The organism is Streptomyces sp. NBC_01334, from assembly GCF_035983595.1.
GTDB classification, from domain to species: domain Bacteria; phylum Actinomycetota; class Actinomycetes; order Streptomycetales; family Streptomycetaceae; genus Streptomyces; species Streptomyces coriariae.
On record NZ_CP130718.1, the window covers coordinates 6039421 to 6054622 of the forward strand.

A 15202-nucleotide genomic window follows, 5' to 3' on the forward strand; every position below is an offset into this window, starting at 1 on the left:
GCCTAGCCAGTGGAACAGGTGCCGTCGGCACAGGTGGGCGGCTGGTAGCTCCAGCCCAGCTGCGGGTCGTACGACCAGCCGTCGCCCCGGCGGTAGACGCCCCCGCCCCAGCCGACGGACCGCCCCTGTCCGTCGCGCCACTTGGCGGCGGCGAGAACGGCGCCCCGCGCCAGTTTCGCCCCGGCGGGGGTGCTCAGCCGGTGGGACAGCGGGCGGTACTCGCGCAGCGCCCACAGGGTGACGATCCAGGCGGCGGTGCCGCGGTAGACCTGGCCGGAGTCGCCGACGACGGTGATCTCGTCGAGGGTCGCGCGATGGTCGAGGCCGGGGAAGCGGGCGGCCGCCTCCGCGGACCCCGCCGGGACGAACTCAATCGGCACCAGCTGCGGCTGCCGGCCCAGCCAGTCGCGCAGGAAGCCGCACAGGGAGCATCCGGCGTCGTGGAGCACGGTGAGCCGGCGGACCGGGACGCGCTGGGCGTCCCGGTCGGCGGCGGTGGCCCGGTCGGCGGCCATCGTGCTCACGCCCCGGCGGTGGGCGCCGAGGGGGCGGCCCAGGCCTGCGGGGCGACGGGCGGGACCTGCTCCCGCTCCATGACCCCGCGCCGCCGGATCCGGTTGAGGACGTACACGTTGGCCAGGTGCATCGCGCCGAGCACCAGCAGCACCACACCCACCTTGGTCGACAGGGCCTCGAAGATGCCTCGCGTGTCCTCGATGGTGTCGTCGCCGCTCAGGTAGAGGGCGACGAAGCCGAGGTTGACGAGGTAGAAGCCGACCACCAGGAGGTGGTTGACGGCGTCGGCGAGCTTCTCGTTGCCCTGGAGCACGTCGGCGAGGAAGATCCGTCCGTTGCTGCTGAGGGTCCTGGCCACCCAGACGGTCAGTCCGATGCTGACGACCAGGTAGACGACGTAGGCGATGACCGTGCGGTCCATGTTCCCCACCCTTTCTTGAACGCGTTCAAAACGCTGTCGTGGATGACTGTAGCGCTTGTTTTGAACACGTTCAACTGAAGGAGTGCGGGCCGGGTGCCGCCGCCTCGCCGCCCTAACGCCTCGCGAGCTCGGGCCGCTTGAGGTAGTCCGTGAACCCGAGGACGTTCCCCCACGGGTCGGCGATCTCGACGGTCCAGCCGGTGGACGTGGAGAACGGCGGATCCAGGGGGGTGATGCCCGCCTCGGTCAGCCGCCGCGCCGCCGCCCGCGCGTCCGGCACCTCCAGCCAGACACGTGGGGACGGCCGGGGCGGCGGCCGGTGCCCCAGGGCCTCCTCGTGCCGGAGGAGGACCCCCGGCGTCTCGCCCCCGACCTTCAGCAGCGCGATCCCGGCCTCGTCGAACCGCAGCCCCACCGTGAACCCGGCCCGCTCGTAGAAGCCGACCGCCTCGCCGAGGTCCCCGACGGGCAGCAGGAGGTTGTCGAAACCGAGCAGCTCGTACGACTGGTCATCTGACATGGCGTCAGATTAGGCGTGGGGGACCCGAAATCCGGTCAAGAGCACCCCGGTCTCCGCGTGGCGGGATTTCTGCTGCAAGATGTTCTGCACTCATCCGCACTCGTCTCATCTGCGGATGATCCGATCACCAGACCTCGGGGGAACTCACCTTGTCCGAAACGCCCCAGCAGCCCCAGCAGCCTCAGCAGCCCCAAGAACCCCAGCAGTCGCCGCAGCCGCCCTCGCCCGGCTACGGGTACCCCGCCGGCGGGCCCGGGGGTCCGGGTGGCCCGCAGGACGCCGGCCCCGGCCCCTACGGCTATGCCCAGCCCGGCCAGCCGTACCCGGGCTACGCCCACCCCGGCTACCCGGGCCCCGGCTATCCCGCCGGCGGCTACATACCGCCCGGCACCTTCACCGGCGACCCTCAGGCCCCCTACGGGTACGACCTCATGGGCCGCCCCTACTCCGAGAAGTCGAAGATCATCGCGGGCGTTCTCCAGCTCACCCTGGGCAGCTTCGGCGTCGGCCGGTTCTACATGGGGGACGTCGGCATCGGCCTCGCCCAGCTCTTCACCTGCGGCGGCCTCGGCATCTGGGCACTGATCGACGGCATCATCCTGCTGGTCAGCGACGACAAGACCGACTCCGACGGGCGGATCCTGCGTGGCTGACGCGGAGCGCCTCTCCGTGAGGTGTTCGGCCGCGCTGCGGCACCCGGCGGCGGCACCCCTCACGGTGCTCGCCGCCGGCGCGGCCGGCTCCGCGTATCTCTACGTCACCGACCCGCACCAGCCCGGCCACTGGCTCCCGCGGTGCCCGTTCCGGCTCGTCACCGGCCTGCTCTGCCCCGCCTGCGGCGGCACCCGCATGGTGTACGACCTGATGCACGGTCACTTCACGCAGGCCTGGCTCGACAACCGCGTCCTGCTGCTCGCCTCGCCGTACGCGCTCGCGCTGCTGGTCCGCTGGATGTGGGCGGGCCTGCACGGCCGCACCTGGCATCCGCGCCTGGGGTCAAGGGGTTTGACGCTCGTCCTCGGTGTCGCGGTGGCGTGGACGGTGCTCCGGAACGTAGTTGACTGATTTTGATCACGGATCAGGAACGATGGATCTTTTGTACTCCCTTTTTACCCTCTGTTTTCTCTAGGCTCACCAGTCACAGGGGGGACGTCCTGGCATGGCGGAGCCGTGCGAGGGCGTGGGTCGAGATCGGTCGACGTCGGTCGACGCGTGTGCTTGTCGCGTCGCATCCCTCCTGGACTCCCCATTTCGGAGCAGGCCGCACCGGCCTCCCGCAGGCATTTCAGGAGCAGTTCTCATGACCGTCCCCACCCCGCAGGCCCCCTACGGGGTCGACCCGCTTGGTCGTCCGTACTCCGACAAGTCCAAGATCGTCGCCGGTATCCTCCAGCTCTTCCTGGGCACCCTCGGCATCGGACGCTTCTACGTCGGCTCCGTCGGCGTGGGCATCGCCCAGCTCTTCACCTGCGGCGGCCTCGGCATCTGGGCGCTGGTCGACGGCATCCTGTTCCTGACCAGCAACGACCGCACCGACAAGCAGGGTCGCGTCCTGCGCGGCTGACACCGCCCGACGACGGCGCGGCGACACCGGCGGACGTCGGCGCGGCGACACGGCGAGGGCCCCGCTCCTTCAAGGAGCGGGGCCCTCGCCGTGTGCGGAACTCAGGGAGCCGGAGGCTCAGAAGCGGCGCGTGATCAGCGCTCGCTTCACCTCCTGGATCGCCTTCGTGACCTCGATACCGCGCGGGCAGGCGTCCGTGCAGTTGAACGTCGTACGGCAGCGCCAGACGCCGTCCTTGTCGTTCAGGATCTCCAGACGCTGCTCACCCGCCTCGTCGCGCGAGTCGAAGATGAAGCGGTGGGCGTTCACGATCGCGGCCGGACCGAAGTACTGGCCGTCGTTCCAGAACACCGGGCAGGACGACGTGCAGGCCGCGCAGAGGATGCACTTCGTCGTGTCGTCGAACCGCTCGCGGTCCTCGGCGGTCTGGAAGCGCTCACGCGTGGGCTCGTTCGTGTCCTTCGTGATGAGGAAGGGCATGACGTCCCGGTACGCCTGGAAGAACGGCTCCATGTCGACGACCAGGTCCTTCAGGACCGTCAGGCCCTTGATGGGCTCGACCGTGATCGGCTTCTCGGGGTTGATGTCCTTGATCAGCGTCTTGCACGCGAGGCGGTTCTTGCCGTTGATCCGCATCGCGTCCGAACCGCAGATGCCGTGGGCGCAGGAGCGCCGGAAGGTCAGCGTGCCGTCGACGTCCCACTTGATCTTGTGGAGACCGTCGAGGACGCGCTCCTTCGGGTCGATCTCCAGGGTGAAGTCCTGCCAGACGGCCTCCGCCGAGACCTCCGGGTTGAACCGGCGGACCCGGAAGGTGACCGTGATGTACGGAGAGGCCGCGGACTCCGCCTCGACCTTGTCCAGAACGGGAGTTGCCATCAGTACTTACGCTCCATCGGCTGGTAGCGGGTCTGGACGACCGGCTTGTAGTCGAGACGGATGGACTCGGTGCCGTCGTCGCCGACCTCGCGGTACGCCATGGTGTGGCGCATGAAGTTGACGTCGTCGCGGTTCGGGTAGTCCTCGCGGTAGTGACCGCCGCGGGACTCCTTGCGGGCCAGCGCCGACACCGCCATGACCTCGGCCAGGTCGAGCAGGTTGCCCAGCTCGATGGCCTCCAGCAGGTCCGTGTTGAACCGTCGGCCCTTGTCCTGGATCGAGATGTTCCGGTAGCGCTCGCGCAGCTCGGCGAGCTTCTCCACCGCCGTCTTGATCGTCTGCTCGGTGCGGAACACCATGACGTTCGCGTCCATGGTCTCCTGGAGCTCGCGACGCAGCTCCGCCACCCGCTCGGTGCCGGTGGACGAGCGCAGGTGCTCCACCTGGTCGATCACCTGCTGCGCGGGGTTCTCCGGCAGCTCGACGTACTCCGCCTTCTGCGAGTACTCGGCGGCGGCGATACCCGCCCGCTTGCCGAACACGTTGATGTCCAGCAGCGAGTTGGTGCCCAGACGGTTCGCGCCGTGCACCGACACGCAGGCGACCTCGCCGGCCGCGTACAGGCCCGGGACGACCGTCGTGTTGTCGCTCAGGACCTCGCCCTGGACGTTCGTCGGGATGCCGCCCATCGCGTAGTGCGCGGTGGGCTGGATCGGGATCGGGTCCGTGTACGGCTCGATGCCGAGGTACGTGCGCGCGAACTCCGTGATGTCCGGGAGCTTCGCGTCCAGCTGCTCCGGCGGGAGGTGGGTGAGGTCCAGGTAGACGTGGTCGCCCTCGGGGCCGCAGCCGCGGCCTTCCCGGATCTCCGTGTAGATCGAGCGGGACACGACGTCACGCGAGGCCAGGTCCTTCATGACCGGCGCGTACTTCTCCATGAAGCGCTCGCCGTCCTTGTTGCGGAGGATGCCGCCCTCACCGCGGGCGCCCTCCGTCAGCAGGATGCCCATGCGCCAGATGCCGGTCGGGTGGAACTGGAAGAACTCCATGTCCTCCAGCGGCAGCCCGCGCCGGTACACGGCCGCCTGGCCGTCACCCGTCAGCGTGTGCGCGTTCGAGGTCACCTTGAAGAACTTGCCGGTGCCGCCGGAGGCGTAGATGACGGCCTTCGCCTGGAAGACGTGGATCTCGCCGGTCGCCAGCTCGTACGCGACCACACCCGCGGACCGCTTCACACCGTCGACCTCGGTGATCAGCTGGTCGAGGACGTAGAACTCGTTGTAGAACTCCACGCCCTCCTTCACGCAGTTCTGGTACAGCGTCTGGAGGATCATGTGACCGGTGCGGTCGGCCGCGTAGCAGGACCGGCGGACCGGGGCCTCGCCGTGGTTGCGGCTGTGACCGCCGAAGCGGCGCTGGTCGATCGTGCCGTTGGGCGTCCGGTTGAACGGCAGGCCCATCTTCTCCAGGTCGAGGACGGAGTCGATGGCCTCCTTCGCCAGGATCTCGGCGGCGTCCTGGTCGACCAGGTAGTCACCGCCCTTGACCGTGTCGAAGGTGTGCCACTCCCAGTTGTCCTCCTCCACGTTGGCCAGCGCGGCGGCCATGCCGCCCTGCGCGGCGCCCGTGTGGGAGCGGGTGGGGTAGAGCTTGGTCAGCACGGCGGTGCGGCTGCGCTTCGTCGACTCGATCGCGGCGCGCATACCGGCGCCGCCGGCGCCGACGATGACTGTGTCGTACTTGTGGATCTTCATGAGTGTTTCTCTCAGTCCCTCGGTCCCGTGCGCCTAGCGGATGTTCGGGTCGAAGGTGAAGATCACCAGCGTGCCCAGCAGGATGGTGAACACCGCGGCGGTGTAGAGCAGGCCCTTCAGCCACAGCCGGGTGTTCGCGCGCTCCGCGTAGTCGTTGATGACCGTGCGCAGGCCGTTCGTCCCGTGCAGCATGGCGAGCCACAGCATCAGCAGGTCCCAGACCTGCCAGAACGGGGAGGCCCAGCGGCCGGCCACGAAGGCGAAGCCGATCTTGGAGACGCCGCCGTCCAGGACGAGCTGGATCAGCAGGTGACCCAGGACCAGGACGACCAGTACGACGCCGGACAGGCGCATGAACAGCCAGGCGCCCATCTCGAAGTTGCCCCGGGTGGACCTGGGCGTCTTCTTGGTGCGCAGGCGCGGGGGCTCGATGAAGGGCGCGGGGTTGTCCACGTCGTAGACAGAGCCGCCCTCGACGGGGCCGATCCCGGCCGCGGTGGTTTCAGTGGTGGCCATCGGTCTCAGCTCCCGAACAGTTCACGAGCGGCGTGGCCGAGCACGGGATAGATCGCCCCGAGCATCAGCAGCAGCCACAGGCCCACGACACTCCAGAGCATCTGCTTCTGGTAGCGCGGGCCCTTCGACCAGAAGTCGACGGCGATGACGCGCAGGCCGTTGAGCGCGTGGAAGAGGATGGCGGCCACGAGGCCGTACTCCAGCAGCGCCACGACCGGCGTCTTGTAGGTGGCTACGACCTTGTCGTAGTCCTCGGGGGAGACACGCACGAGGGCGGTGTCCAGCACGTGAACGAACAGGAAGAAGAAGATGAGGACGCCGGTGACTCGATGAGCCACCCAGGACCACATTCCTTCCCGGCCGCGGTACAGCGTTCCAGCCGGCACGGAAGAACCCTCCGGGAGCGGGGATTGGGGCCTGCCGGCTTGGGGTGTCGGACGGGCCCGGCCGGGTACGGTCCACCGGCCCCCAGCATCGTAGCGAGGCGCTGGCGCTCGGCTTACGTCGGGCCTACCTGTGTGATCAAAGTGGCACGCAGATGGGTGAGCGTTGCGGCATCTGGGGTGGAGTGTCCTGTTTGGGCCCGGATGTGGCGCCGTGGTGGCCGGTCGTGCCCCGCGGCGGAGCCGCACCGGCACTGTCCCGCCTCTCAAGCGAGCCGAGTCAGCCGTTGCCTTGCCAGTCTCCGGAGTTCCTCTGCCGCCACTACCCGTTCGTCCTCGGGATCGTTTGTCAATCGTGACCGGATGCCTTCCAGGACGTGGTCCAGGGACTCCTCCTGGGGAACACCGTCGAGGCAGATGACGAACGCGTGTCCGAATCGGGCCTCGTAGGCCGCGTGGGCCGCGTCCAACGCCATGTGCGCCGCTCCGTACGCGTCCGCGGGCAGGCCGGGCAGGGACTCCGACGCCAGGGCCTCCGCCAGATCGGCCGGGCTCAGGTCGTACGCGGCCTCGTCGGAGGCGGCCAGCAGGGCGTCGAGCGTCGGATACGGGCGGTGGTCGGCGATCCGGCGGGCCCAGCGGAGGCTGCGGAGGCAGGCGAGGAGGATGCGGTGCGCCTCGGCGGCGGGGGCGGTGTTGAAACCGTCCGGCAGCGATGCGGGTGAGGTCCGGGTCTGCGCCGGTATGGCGAGGCAGCCGGAGGTAGGGGAAAGACGGTGCGCAGGCAGCGTGGATCCTCGCGTCACGTGTGATGTGGCAGGGGATGCAGTGAAAGGTGTGTCGACACGTTATCGAGAGCGGTCAGGACGTGTCTGACCGATGCCTGAATTTCACCCGAACGAGAGAGTTTCGGAATGTGTCGTGGACTCCGTCACGCCGGGCTCGACGCGCTTCGGGCGGCCGGGAGTCGTACGGTGGGCGGAGTGAGCAGGCACAGGCACCGGCGCCGGGCGCCGCAGAGGAAGCCGCACCAACAGGTCGCGGCACGGGCAGTGATGGCGGGCGGGCTGGTCGCCGCGCTCGGTGTCGGGCTCGGCGTGTGGGCCTCGTCGGACGACGACGGCACGACACCGGCCGGATCGGCCGCCTCCCGGCAGGCCGCCGCGAGGACGCCCGGCGCGGGTGACACGGGCGCCGCCGCCGCGCAGGCCGCGACCCCGACGCCCAGCCGCTCCTACGCCCTCTCCAGCACCCCCCGCACCATCCCCGCCGTCAGCGCCCACACCCCGGCGCGCGGCCCCGGGTGGAAGCCGCAGTCCACCCGCCGCGTGGTGGTGAGCGACGCCGGCCTCGCCGACGAGGGCCGGCTGGTCGCCGGCGAGCTGGGGCTGACGTACGCCGGGGAGAAGGACGACGTGCGCGCCGGGGACCTGCGGCTGGCGCTCAACGACGACGAGGGCGCGAACCCGGAGTCGTACACCATGACCGTGCGCGGCGGGCGGGTCACCATCAGCGCGCCCTCCGACGCGGGCGTCTTCTACGGCACCCGCACCCTCAAGCAGGAGGTGCACGCCGGCGGTACGGCGCCGGAGGGCGTCGTACGGGACCAGCCGGCCAAGCCGCAGCGCGGGTTCACGCTGGACATCGCGCGCAAGCACTTCACCGCCGCCTGGATCGAGGACCGGGTGCGCGAGCTCGGCGATCTCAAGTACAACCAGCTCGGCCTGCACTTCTCCGACGACCAGGCCTTCCGGATCGAGTCCGACAGCCACCCGGAGATCGTCTCGAACCCGCACCTCACCAAGGCAGAGGTGAAGAAGATCGTCGACCTCGCGGCGAGCCGGCACATCACCGTCGTACCCGAGATCGACTCACCCGGACACCTGGGCGCCGTCCTCGCGGCCCACCCCGAACTCCAGCTGCGCAACGCGAGCGGGGTGGCGACCCGCGGGGCGATCGACATCTCCAAGGACGAGTCGGCGGACCTTCTCGACGACCTGCTGGACGAGTACGCCGACGTCTTCCCCGGCGCCTACTGGCACCTCGGCGGCGACGAGTACCAGGCCCTGACGGTCTCCAGTCCGGCGGCCTCCTACCCCCAGCTGGCCGCCGCCGCGACGGCCCGGTACGGCTCCGGCGCGGGCGTCGCCGATCTCACCACCGGCTGGCTCAACGACCGCGCCGACACCGTCCGCGCCCACGACCGCACCATGCGGGTGTGGAACGACGGCTTCTTCCGCGGCACGTCGGTCAAGCCGGCCTCCGACCTCGTGGTCGCCTACTGGACCGGCAAGGAGATCGGGGCGCGGCCGCCGGTCGAGTACCTGAGCGCCGGGCTCAAGATGCTCAACTACAACGACGAGTACCTGTACTACGTCCTCGGCGAACCGAACGACTTCGTCTACCCGACCGGGAAGCGGATCTACGAGCAGTGGACCCCGCGGGTGCTGCGCGGCACGACGCCGGTCCCCGCGAAGTACGACGCCCAGATCCTCGGCGGCTCCTTCTCGGTGTGGTGCGACCTCGCGAACTCGCAGACCCAGGACCAGATCGCGGCCGGGATCCGGATGCCGCTGAGGGCCACCTCGCAGAAACTGTGGGACGCCGGGACACCCCCGCTGACCTGGACGCAGTTCACGGCCCTGGCGAACAGGCTCGGTTGATTTCCGCTGGACGCACGGCGTCGGTGAACCGTATGTTCCGCGTGCTGCCGCGCGCGAGGCCCAGGGGAGGGCCGGGCGTGGCCGCCATCCGCACGGACCTCGGGGGATCCTCATGCTGCGCTCACCTGTCCTGCTCGCGCGGGCGACCGTCGCCCTGCTCGGCCTCGTCATCGCCGCCGACCTGTTCGCCCTGTGGGCGGACTTCGTCATGTACGATGTCACCGGCGACATCGCCGCCGGCTCGCTCCGGGAACCGGACCGGGCCCGGCACGCGGACCGGCTCTTCGACCGGGCCGCCTACGGCCAGACGGCGGCCCTGCTCGCCTGCATCGTCGTGTTCCTGTGCTGGTTCCACCGGGTGCGGGTCAACGCCGAGGTGTTCCGGCCGGACGGGCACAGCAAGTCGCGCGGCTGGACGGTCGGCGCCTGGTTCACACCGATCGTGAACCTCTGGTACCCGCGCCGGATCGCGCTGGACATCTGGGACGCCAGCAGCCCCGGCAACCCCTGGGACCGCCCCCGGCCGCACGGGCCGGTCAACGCCTGGTGGGCGATGTGGATCGTCTCGCTGGTCGCCGACCGGGCGGGCTTCCAGGCGTACCGGAAGGCCGACACGGCCCCGGAGATCCACGACGCCATGACCCAGGTGATCTTCGCGGACGCGGTCGACATCCTCGCGGCCGCCCTCGCGATCGCCTTCGTCCTGCGGCTGACGGGGATGCAGAACGAGAAGGCGCTCCAGGGCCCGGGCGCGGTATTGCCGCCGGTCGGAGCCGTCGGCGGGATCGGTGCAGCCGGTGGAACCGGCGAAGTCGGTGGCCCTGGCGGAGTTGGCTGAAAAGGCTCGCCTGTGACACTCCTGGCCCGTCGCACGCAGTAAGGGGAAGTGCGGGCTCCGTAAGGTCGGTGCCCTGGCGAGGGAGGCGCGGATGAGCCTGGTGGAACTGATCGCTCAGGCCGACGAACGCGGACTGGCTGCCAGTGGGCTGGCTTGTTTGGATCGGTGCATACCCCTGCTCGGGGGTGACGACGAGCTCCTGCGACCGCTGTGGGGGGCCCTCACGGAGGATTCCGACGCCGCCGACTGGGGCGAGCTGCTGGAACAGGCGCGCGGCAAGCTGGCGTCGGCCGCGGAGGAGGGCGACGAGGCCGAGCTCCTGGCCCGCCGGATGCTGGCCGCCGCACCCGACGACCGCTCCGCCGCCGAGGTGAGGCTCTGGGCCGACGCCTGCTCCGTCGCCTCGCTCCAGATCCACCGACTCCTCGACCCGGCCGAGGACGCCTCCCCGGTCGGCTCCCGCCGGGAAGGCCGTACGGAGGGCATGTCCCCCCTCGTCGCCGCCGAGCTGCGCCGCCAGGTCACCGTCCTGGAGGTGCTCGCCGGTCATGGCGCGGGCGGACTGCGCCGGGCCCTCGAGGTGTCCACGGAGGGCCGCCGGGTGCTGCGCGCGGTGGTCTCGCGGCGGGCCCGTGGACGTAAGTGAGCGGAGTGCGGGGGATGTGGGGCGGTCCTGCACCGGTCTCGGAACGGCCCCGGATATGAGTGACGCAACCCGCGCCGACCTCGCTCTTCCTGATGTGACGCGTAGGACGACCGACCAGAGCGACCAGACCGACCAGACCGACCGGGCCGACCGGCCCCCCCGTCCCTCCGCCGCCGCGAAGCCCGCGCGGTGGGCGGCGGAGGCGGTGGCCGCCGCGCCCGACGGCATCCGGCCCCATCTCGACCACTCCGCGCAGAGCCTGTGGCGTGTCGACCGCATGATCGAGGAGCTGCGGCGTGAGGGCTCGCCGTACACCGCGGTGGCGAACGTGCTGCGCGGGCTCGGCGCCTACGCCGGCGAGGTGATCGTCCGGCAGACCGGCGCCGAGTGGTGGGGCTCCGCCGGCGACCACTGGGTCCGCACCCCCGACGGCCGCCTCTGGGAACCCCTCGACGAGTCCCGCCGCTGCTTCGGCGGCCACGGATCCCTGCGCCTGCTGTGCCGGGACGCGATGCGGGGTCGGCGGTAGCCCCGGCCCGTCCGCTCCGCGCGGGCGGGCCCGGTGGTGGGATTCGTCCGCTGTGACACTTCTGCGCGGCCCGGCGCTGAATGACCGTGAGGGCGTGGCCGTGTTCGGACCCGGGGTCCGGCGGGGGAGTCGCGCGCCGGAACGAACTCCGCACGAACGAGGACAGTCTTGGGCCAGGGAGGGGAACCCCGGCGCGCGCAGGCGTACGACGGGGAACTGGGCGCGGCCGTGACGCGGGCCCAGGACGGCGACGAGGCCGCGTTCGCCGTGGCGTACCGGATCGTGCAGCCCGGACTGCTCGGCTACCTGCGCGGGATCGTCGGCGACGACGCCGAGGACGTGGCCTCCGACGCCTGGCTGGAGATCGCCCGGGACCTGGGGCGGTTCAAGGGCGACGGCGCCGGGTTCCGCGGCTGGACCGCGACCATCGCCCGGCACCGGGCCCTCGACCATCTGCGCCGGCTGCGGGTCCGGCCCCGGTCGGCGGTGCTGGACCAGGACGTCGTCCTCGACCTGGCCGGCCCGCACAGCACACACGACGAGGCGCTGGAGTCGCTCTCCACCGAGCACGCCCTCGAGCTGGTCCGCGGGCTGCCGCGCGACCAGGCCGAGGCGGTGCTGCTGCGGGTGGTCGTCGGGTTGGACGGGCCCGCCGCGGCCCGCGTCCTCGGCAAGCGCCCCGGCGCCGTCCGTACGGCCGCGCACCGGGGCCTCAAGCGGCTGGCCCACCAACTCGGCGCCGCGGGCGCGGGCGAAGGTGTGACGGATGGCGGCCCCCGAACGCTGGGGGAGTCGACATGAACGGCGAGGGCCCCGGACCGTATGGATCGGAGGCGGGCCCGGCCACCAGGTCGAACGGTCTGATCGGACGGACGGGACAGAGGCGGGAACGGACATGGGCGAACGGCTGAACGACGGCGCGGGCCACAGCCGTCGGCGCGCACACCCCGTGGACGCCGCTGCCGACGACGAAGCCACCGCCGACGCGCCGGGGGCGGCTGCGCCTGGGGCGGCGGCACCCGCGCTGGAGGCGCTGCTCGTCCGGGCGCTGAGTTCTCAGGCCCTGCGCGCTCACGACGCTCAGGGCCTGCGCGGGCCCGGCGACGGCGAGCGGCGGGCCGTCGCCGCCTTTCGGGCCGCCCGGGACGCGGGTGCGCACAAGGCCCGTACCCGGCGCCGGGACGACTGGCGGCCCAGGGTCCGGCGGCACACGGCCCGCTCGCTGCGGGCCACGCTCTCCGTGCTGGTCGCGGGACTCACCCTGGGCGGGGTCGCGTTCGCCGCCGTCGGGTCGTCCCCGCACGGCGTCGCCGGCGGCGCGGGTCGCCCCGAACCTGCGGCAACCCTGCCCGGCGCGTCCGGGGCCCGGTCCGCCGACACCGTTTCCGTGAGCCCTCGGCCGCCCGCTGCCACCGAGCGGGACCGTCCCGTGAGCGCCGAGGACACCGACGCGCACTGCCGTGCCTACGAGAAGGTCCTCGGGCGAGGCAAGGCGACGGACTCCACCGCCTGGCAGCGCCTCGTGACGGCGGCGGGCGGCGCGGAGAACGTCGTGGCGTACTGCGAGGCGGCGGCAGCCGCAGCGGACTCGGGATCGGGATCGGCCGGGGGCGGACCGAAGACCGGCAAGGCCCCGAAGGCCGGCAAGAGCCTGGAGGCCGGGGCCGGGAAGACGCGGAAGGCCGAGCCTGCCCCGAAGGCCGGGAAGACACCCGAGGTCGGGCAGAGTGCCAAGGCCACCCAGGCCGCCAAGAGCGGGGCCGAGGGCCAGTAACCGGTTGCCGCCAAAGCAACGGCCGAGGCCGCCACCCCCCACAGGAGAGGCCCCGGCCGTCGCGCGGCACGGGCCGCGCGGCGGCCCGTATCTCCTACAGCGCCATGAGTGCGTTTTCTGTCACACCCCCCGCGCGCCCGCTCGCGTCACGAGTTAGTTGCATGTTCTACGGACATGGACGTGCGGCGGTTTCAGGTCGTAACGTGCCTTTCGCGCCGGACGGCCAAGCGGCAGACCACCGCAACGACCTGCGGTCCAGAAAACCGCGCACCATCGACCGAGGAACCACGACGTGGGGGACGACGCGGAGCTGACAGCCGCGGTGCTCGCGGCACAGAACGGGGACGAGACCGCGTTCCGGACTGTGTACCGCACGGTGCACCCGCGGCTGCTCGGGTACGTACGCACGCTCGTCGGCGACCTCGACGCCGAGGACGTGTCCTCCGAGGCCTGGCTCCAGATAGCCCGGGACCTGGAGCGGTTCAGCGGCGACGCGGACCGCTTCCGCGGCTGGGCCGCCCGGATCGCGCGCAACCGTGCGCTGGACCACATACGCATGCGCGGCCGGCGCCCGGCGACGGTCGCCGACGAGACCGAACTGACCGGCCGGCCCGCCGAGTCCGACACCGCGGGCGAGGCCATGGAGGCGCTGGCCACCGGCCGCACCCTGGACCTCATAGCCCGGCTGCCGCAGGACCAGGCCGAGGCCGTCGTACTGCGGGTCGTCATGGGCCTGGACGCGAAGACGGCCGCCGAGACGCTCGGCAAACGGCCCGGTGCCGTGCGCACGGCCGCGCACCGCGGTCTGAAGAAGCTCGCCGAACTGCTCGGCGAGGACCCGGAGACGGCCGGCGCGCTCGACGCACTGCCGTCCCAGCGAGAACCGCGCTCGCGCGCGGTGACGTCCGCCGGTGTGACGCATACGTGCGCGCGGACGCAGAAGGACATGTGATGGCCGACAAGCAGGACAGGTGGCTCGATCGCGAAACGGCGGAGCGTCTGCTGCGCGGTGAGTCACCGGACAACGCTGTCGACGCTGTCGATGCCGTGGCCCGGGAAGAGGCCGAGCGGCTCGCCCGGACCCTCGGCGCGCTCGCCGCGCTGGCCGCCGAGCCCCTGCCCGCCGACGAGGAACTGCCCGGTGAGGCCGCGGCGCTGGCCGCCTTCCGCAAGGCCCACGCGGACCGCGCCGACCTCGCGGGACGGGCCGTTCCCGCCGGCCCCGCCACGGGTCCCGCCGGCTTCGACGGTGGGACGGCCGCCGCCGGCGGTCGGCTCCGCTTCGCGCACGACGCCGACGCGGGACTGGTGCGCATCGGCGGGCGCGTCCCGGAAGCCGGGCGTCCGGCCCGGTGGAGCAGGCCGGTACGGCTCGGACTGGCCGCCGCGCTCGCCGCCGGGATGGTGGGCGGGATCGCGGCCGGGACCGGTGTCCTGCCGACCCCGTTCGACGGCGCCGAACCCGCCCGTCCCGTGGCATCCGTCTCGGCCCCCGTGGCCCCGGACGAGCACGCGCTCGTCCCGCCCACGCCGGACGCCTCGGGTGGCGACGAGGACCCGGCGACACCGGACGGCGGCACGGGCGCCACCGGCCGCGAGGACGCCGGGAACGGGAAGACGGACGGCGCCCCCTCGGCCACCCCGGATCCCCGCGGCACCTGGCCGACCGGCGTGGCCTCCGCCTGCCGTGACCTGAGCGCCGGCCGCACCCTGGACACCGAGAGCCGCCAGACCCTGGAGCGCCTCGCGGGTGGCCCGGCACGCCTGTCCAAGTACTGCGCGGGCGTCCTCGACGGCACGGCCGCCGGCAACTCCCGAGGCGACGACCGCGCTCCGAGCGGCACCACCGGCCGGGACACCGGAAAGAACCAGAGCGACCGCGGAGGCCGCGGCGGCGCCACGGGCGACAGGTCCGGTTCGGGCGACAAGGGCGGCTCCGACGACGACGGCGACGGCGACGGCGACGGGGGCCGTGACCGTGACCGTGACGGCGACCGTGACCGTGACGGCGACCGTGACCGGGGTCGTGGTCACGGTGGCCGTGGCGAGGGTCATGGCGGCGGTGGCCACCACAGTGACGGTGGCGGTCGGGACCGCGGCGGCTCCGGCCGTTCCGGCGGAAACTCGTCTTCTCACCACCGCTGACCTGCGGGTTTCGCGGGTCAGCGAAGTTTCTTCGCCAGGGGTGTGACGTTTTCG

At 71.8% G+C, this 15202-nt stretch carries 19 protein-coding genes; 11 read left to right on the top strand and 8 right to left on the bottom strand.

Features of this window, described 5'->3' with window-relative positions:
* Nucleotides 1–2: 2 nt before the first annotated feature.
* From OG736_RS27200 to OG736_RS27210, 3 genes are all read right to left on the bottom strand, one after another.
* Nucleotides 3–515, bottom strand: coding sequence for a thiol-disulfide oxidoreductase DCC family protein (locus OG736_RS27200; protein WP_327187724.1), 513 nt, complete (start codon nucleotides 513–515; stop codon nucleotides 3–5).
* 5 nt (nucleotides 516–520) lie between these two features.
* Nucleotides 521–937 (bottom strand): hypothetical protein, encoded by a 417-nt coding sequence (locus OG736_RS27205; protein WP_020131054.1) that lies wholly within the window; start codon nucleotides 935–937, stop codon nucleotides 521–523.
* Between the two features lie 112 nt (nucleotides 938–1049).
* Nucleotides 1050–1457: a VOC family protein gene (locus OG736_RS27210; protein WP_327184736.1), complete on the bottom strand. Its 408-nt coding sequence runs from the start codon at nucleotides 1455–1457 to the stop codon at nucleotides 1050–1052.
* Nucleotides 1458–1606: 149 nt separating this feature from the next.
* Here OG736_RS27210 and OG736_RS27215 point away from each other — a divergent pair, with 149 nt between their 5' ends.
* From OG736_RS27215 to OG736_RS27225, 3 genes are all read left to right on the top strand, one after another.
* Complete coding sequence (locus OG736_RS27215) at nucleotides 1607–2110, top strand: TM2 domain-containing protein (protein WP_327184737.1); 504 nt, start codon at nucleotides 1607–1609, stop codon at nucleotides 2108–2110.
* Entirely contained in the window at nucleotides 2103–2522 is a 420-nt protein-coding gene (locus OG736_RS27220; protein ID WP_327184738.1) for a DUF2752 domain-containing protein, read from the top strand. Before OG736_RS27215 ends, OG736_RS27220 begins: the two co-directional genes overlap by 8 nt.
* A gap of 235 nt (nucleotides 2523–2757) precedes the next feature.
* The gene (locus tag OG736_RS27225) at nucleotides 2758–3021 is read left to right on the top strand and encodes a TM2 domain-containing protein (RefSeq protein WP_310432318.1); all 264 of its coding nucleotides are present in this window, start codon (nucleotides 2758–2760) and stop codon (nucleotides 3019–3021) included.
* Between the two features lie 117 nt (nucleotides 3022–3138).
* Here the strand turns inward: OG736_RS27225 and OG736_RS27230 are convergent, their stop codons facing one another.
* The 5 genes from OG736_RS27230 to OG736_RS27250 form a co-directional block, all read right to left on the bottom strand.
* Entirely contained in the window at nucleotides 3139–3900 is a 762-nt protein-coding gene (locus OG736_RS27230; protein WP_020131049.1) for a succinate dehydrogenase iron-sulfur subunit, read from the bottom strand.
* Nucleotides 3900–5654, bottom strand: a complete 1755-nt coding sequence (sdhA, locus tag OG736_RS27235) for a succinate dehydrogenase flavoprotein subunit (RefSeq protein WP_142265855.1) — start codon at nucleotides 5652–5654, stop codon at nucleotides 3900–3902. Before sdhA ends, OG736_RS27230 begins: the two co-directional genes overlap by 1 nt.
* 33 nt (nucleotides 5655–5687) lie before the next feature.
* Nucleotides 5688–6170 carry a succinate dehydrogenase hydrophobic membrane anchor subunit gene (locus tag OG736_RS27240; protein WP_314221136.1) on the bottom strand — a complete coding sequence of 161 codons (483 nt, stop codon included), beginning with the start codon at nucleotides 6168–6170 and terminating at the stop codon, nucleotides 5688–5690.
* Between the two features lie 5 nt (nucleotides 6171–6175).
* Entirely contained in the window at nucleotides 6176–6556 is a 381-nt protein-coding gene (sdhC, locus tag OG736_RS27245) for a succinate dehydrogenase, cytochrome b556 subunit (RefSeq protein ID WP_078615861.1), read from the bottom strand.
* 263 nt (nucleotides 6557–6819) lie between these two features.
* A complete protein-coding gene (locus OG736_RS27250; protein WP_327184739.1) occupies nucleotides 6820–7359 on the bottom strand; it encodes a 2-oxo-4-hydroxy-4-carboxy-5-ureidoimidazoline decarboxylase in 540 nt (179 codons plus the stop codon).
* Nucleotides 7360–7608: 249 nt separating this feature from the next.
* On the opposite strand from OG736_RS27250, the gene OG736_RS27255 reads away from it, so the two are divergent.
* From OG736_RS27255 to OG736_RS27290, 8 genes are all read left to right on the top strand, one after another.
* Complete coding sequence (locus tag OG736_RS27255; RefSeq protein ID WP_327187725.1) at nucleotides 7609–9216, top strand: beta-N-acetylhexosaminidase; 1608 nt, start codon at nucleotides 7609–7611, stop codon at nucleotides 9214–9216.
* A 112-nt stretch (nucleotides 9217–9328) separates the two neighbouring features.
* Nucleotides 9329–10054 (top strand): DUF4328 domain-containing protein, encoded by a 726-nt coding sequence (locus tag OG736_RS27260; protein WP_327184740.1) that lies wholly within the window; start codon nucleotides 9329–9331, stop codon nucleotides 10052–10054.
* 91 nt (nucleotides 10055–10145) lie between these two features.
* Complete coding sequence (locus OG736_RS27265; RefSeq protein WP_327184741.1) at nucleotides 10146–10700, top strand: hypothetical protein; 555 nt, start codon at nucleotides 10146–10148, stop codon at nucleotides 10698–10700.
* Between the two features lie 55 nt (nucleotides 10701–10755).
* The gene (locus tag OG736_RS27270; protein ID WP_327184742.1) at nucleotides 10756–11229 is read left to right on the top strand and encodes a hypothetical protein; all 474 of its coding nucleotides are present in this window, start codon (nucleotides 10756–10758) and stop codon (nucleotides 11227–11229) included.
* A 168-nt stretch (nucleotides 11230–11397) separates the two neighbouring features.
* Nucleotides 11398–12030, top strand: coding sequence for an RNA polymerase sigma factor (locus OG736_RS27275; protein WP_267018735.1), 633 nt, complete (start codon nucleotides 11398–11400; stop codon nucleotides 12028–12030).
* Nucleotides 12031–12124: 94 nt separating this feature from the next.
* Nucleotides 12125–13003 carry a hypothetical protein gene (locus tag OG736_RS27280; protein WP_327184743.1) on the top strand — a complete coding sequence of 293 codons (879 nt, stop codon included), beginning with the start codon at nucleotides 12125–12127 and terminating at the stop codon, nucleotides 13001–13003.
* A 292-nt stretch (nucleotides 13004–13295) separates the two neighbouring features.
* Nucleotides 13296–13955, top strand: a complete 660-nt coding sequence (locus OG736_RS27285) for an RNA polymerase sigma factor (RefSeq protein WP_327184744.1) — start codon at nucleotides 13296–13298, stop codon at nucleotides 13953–13955.
* The gene (locus OG736_RS27290) at nucleotides 13955–15148 is read left to right on the top strand and encodes a hypothetical protein (protein WP_327184745.1); all 1194 of its coding nucleotides are present in this window, start codon (nucleotides 13955–13957) and stop codon (nucleotides 15146–15148) included. The genes OG736_RS27285 and OG736_RS27290 overlap by 1 nt, the downstream gene beginning before the upstream one ends.
* The last annotated feature ends 54 nt before the right edge of the window (nucleotides 15149–15202 follow it).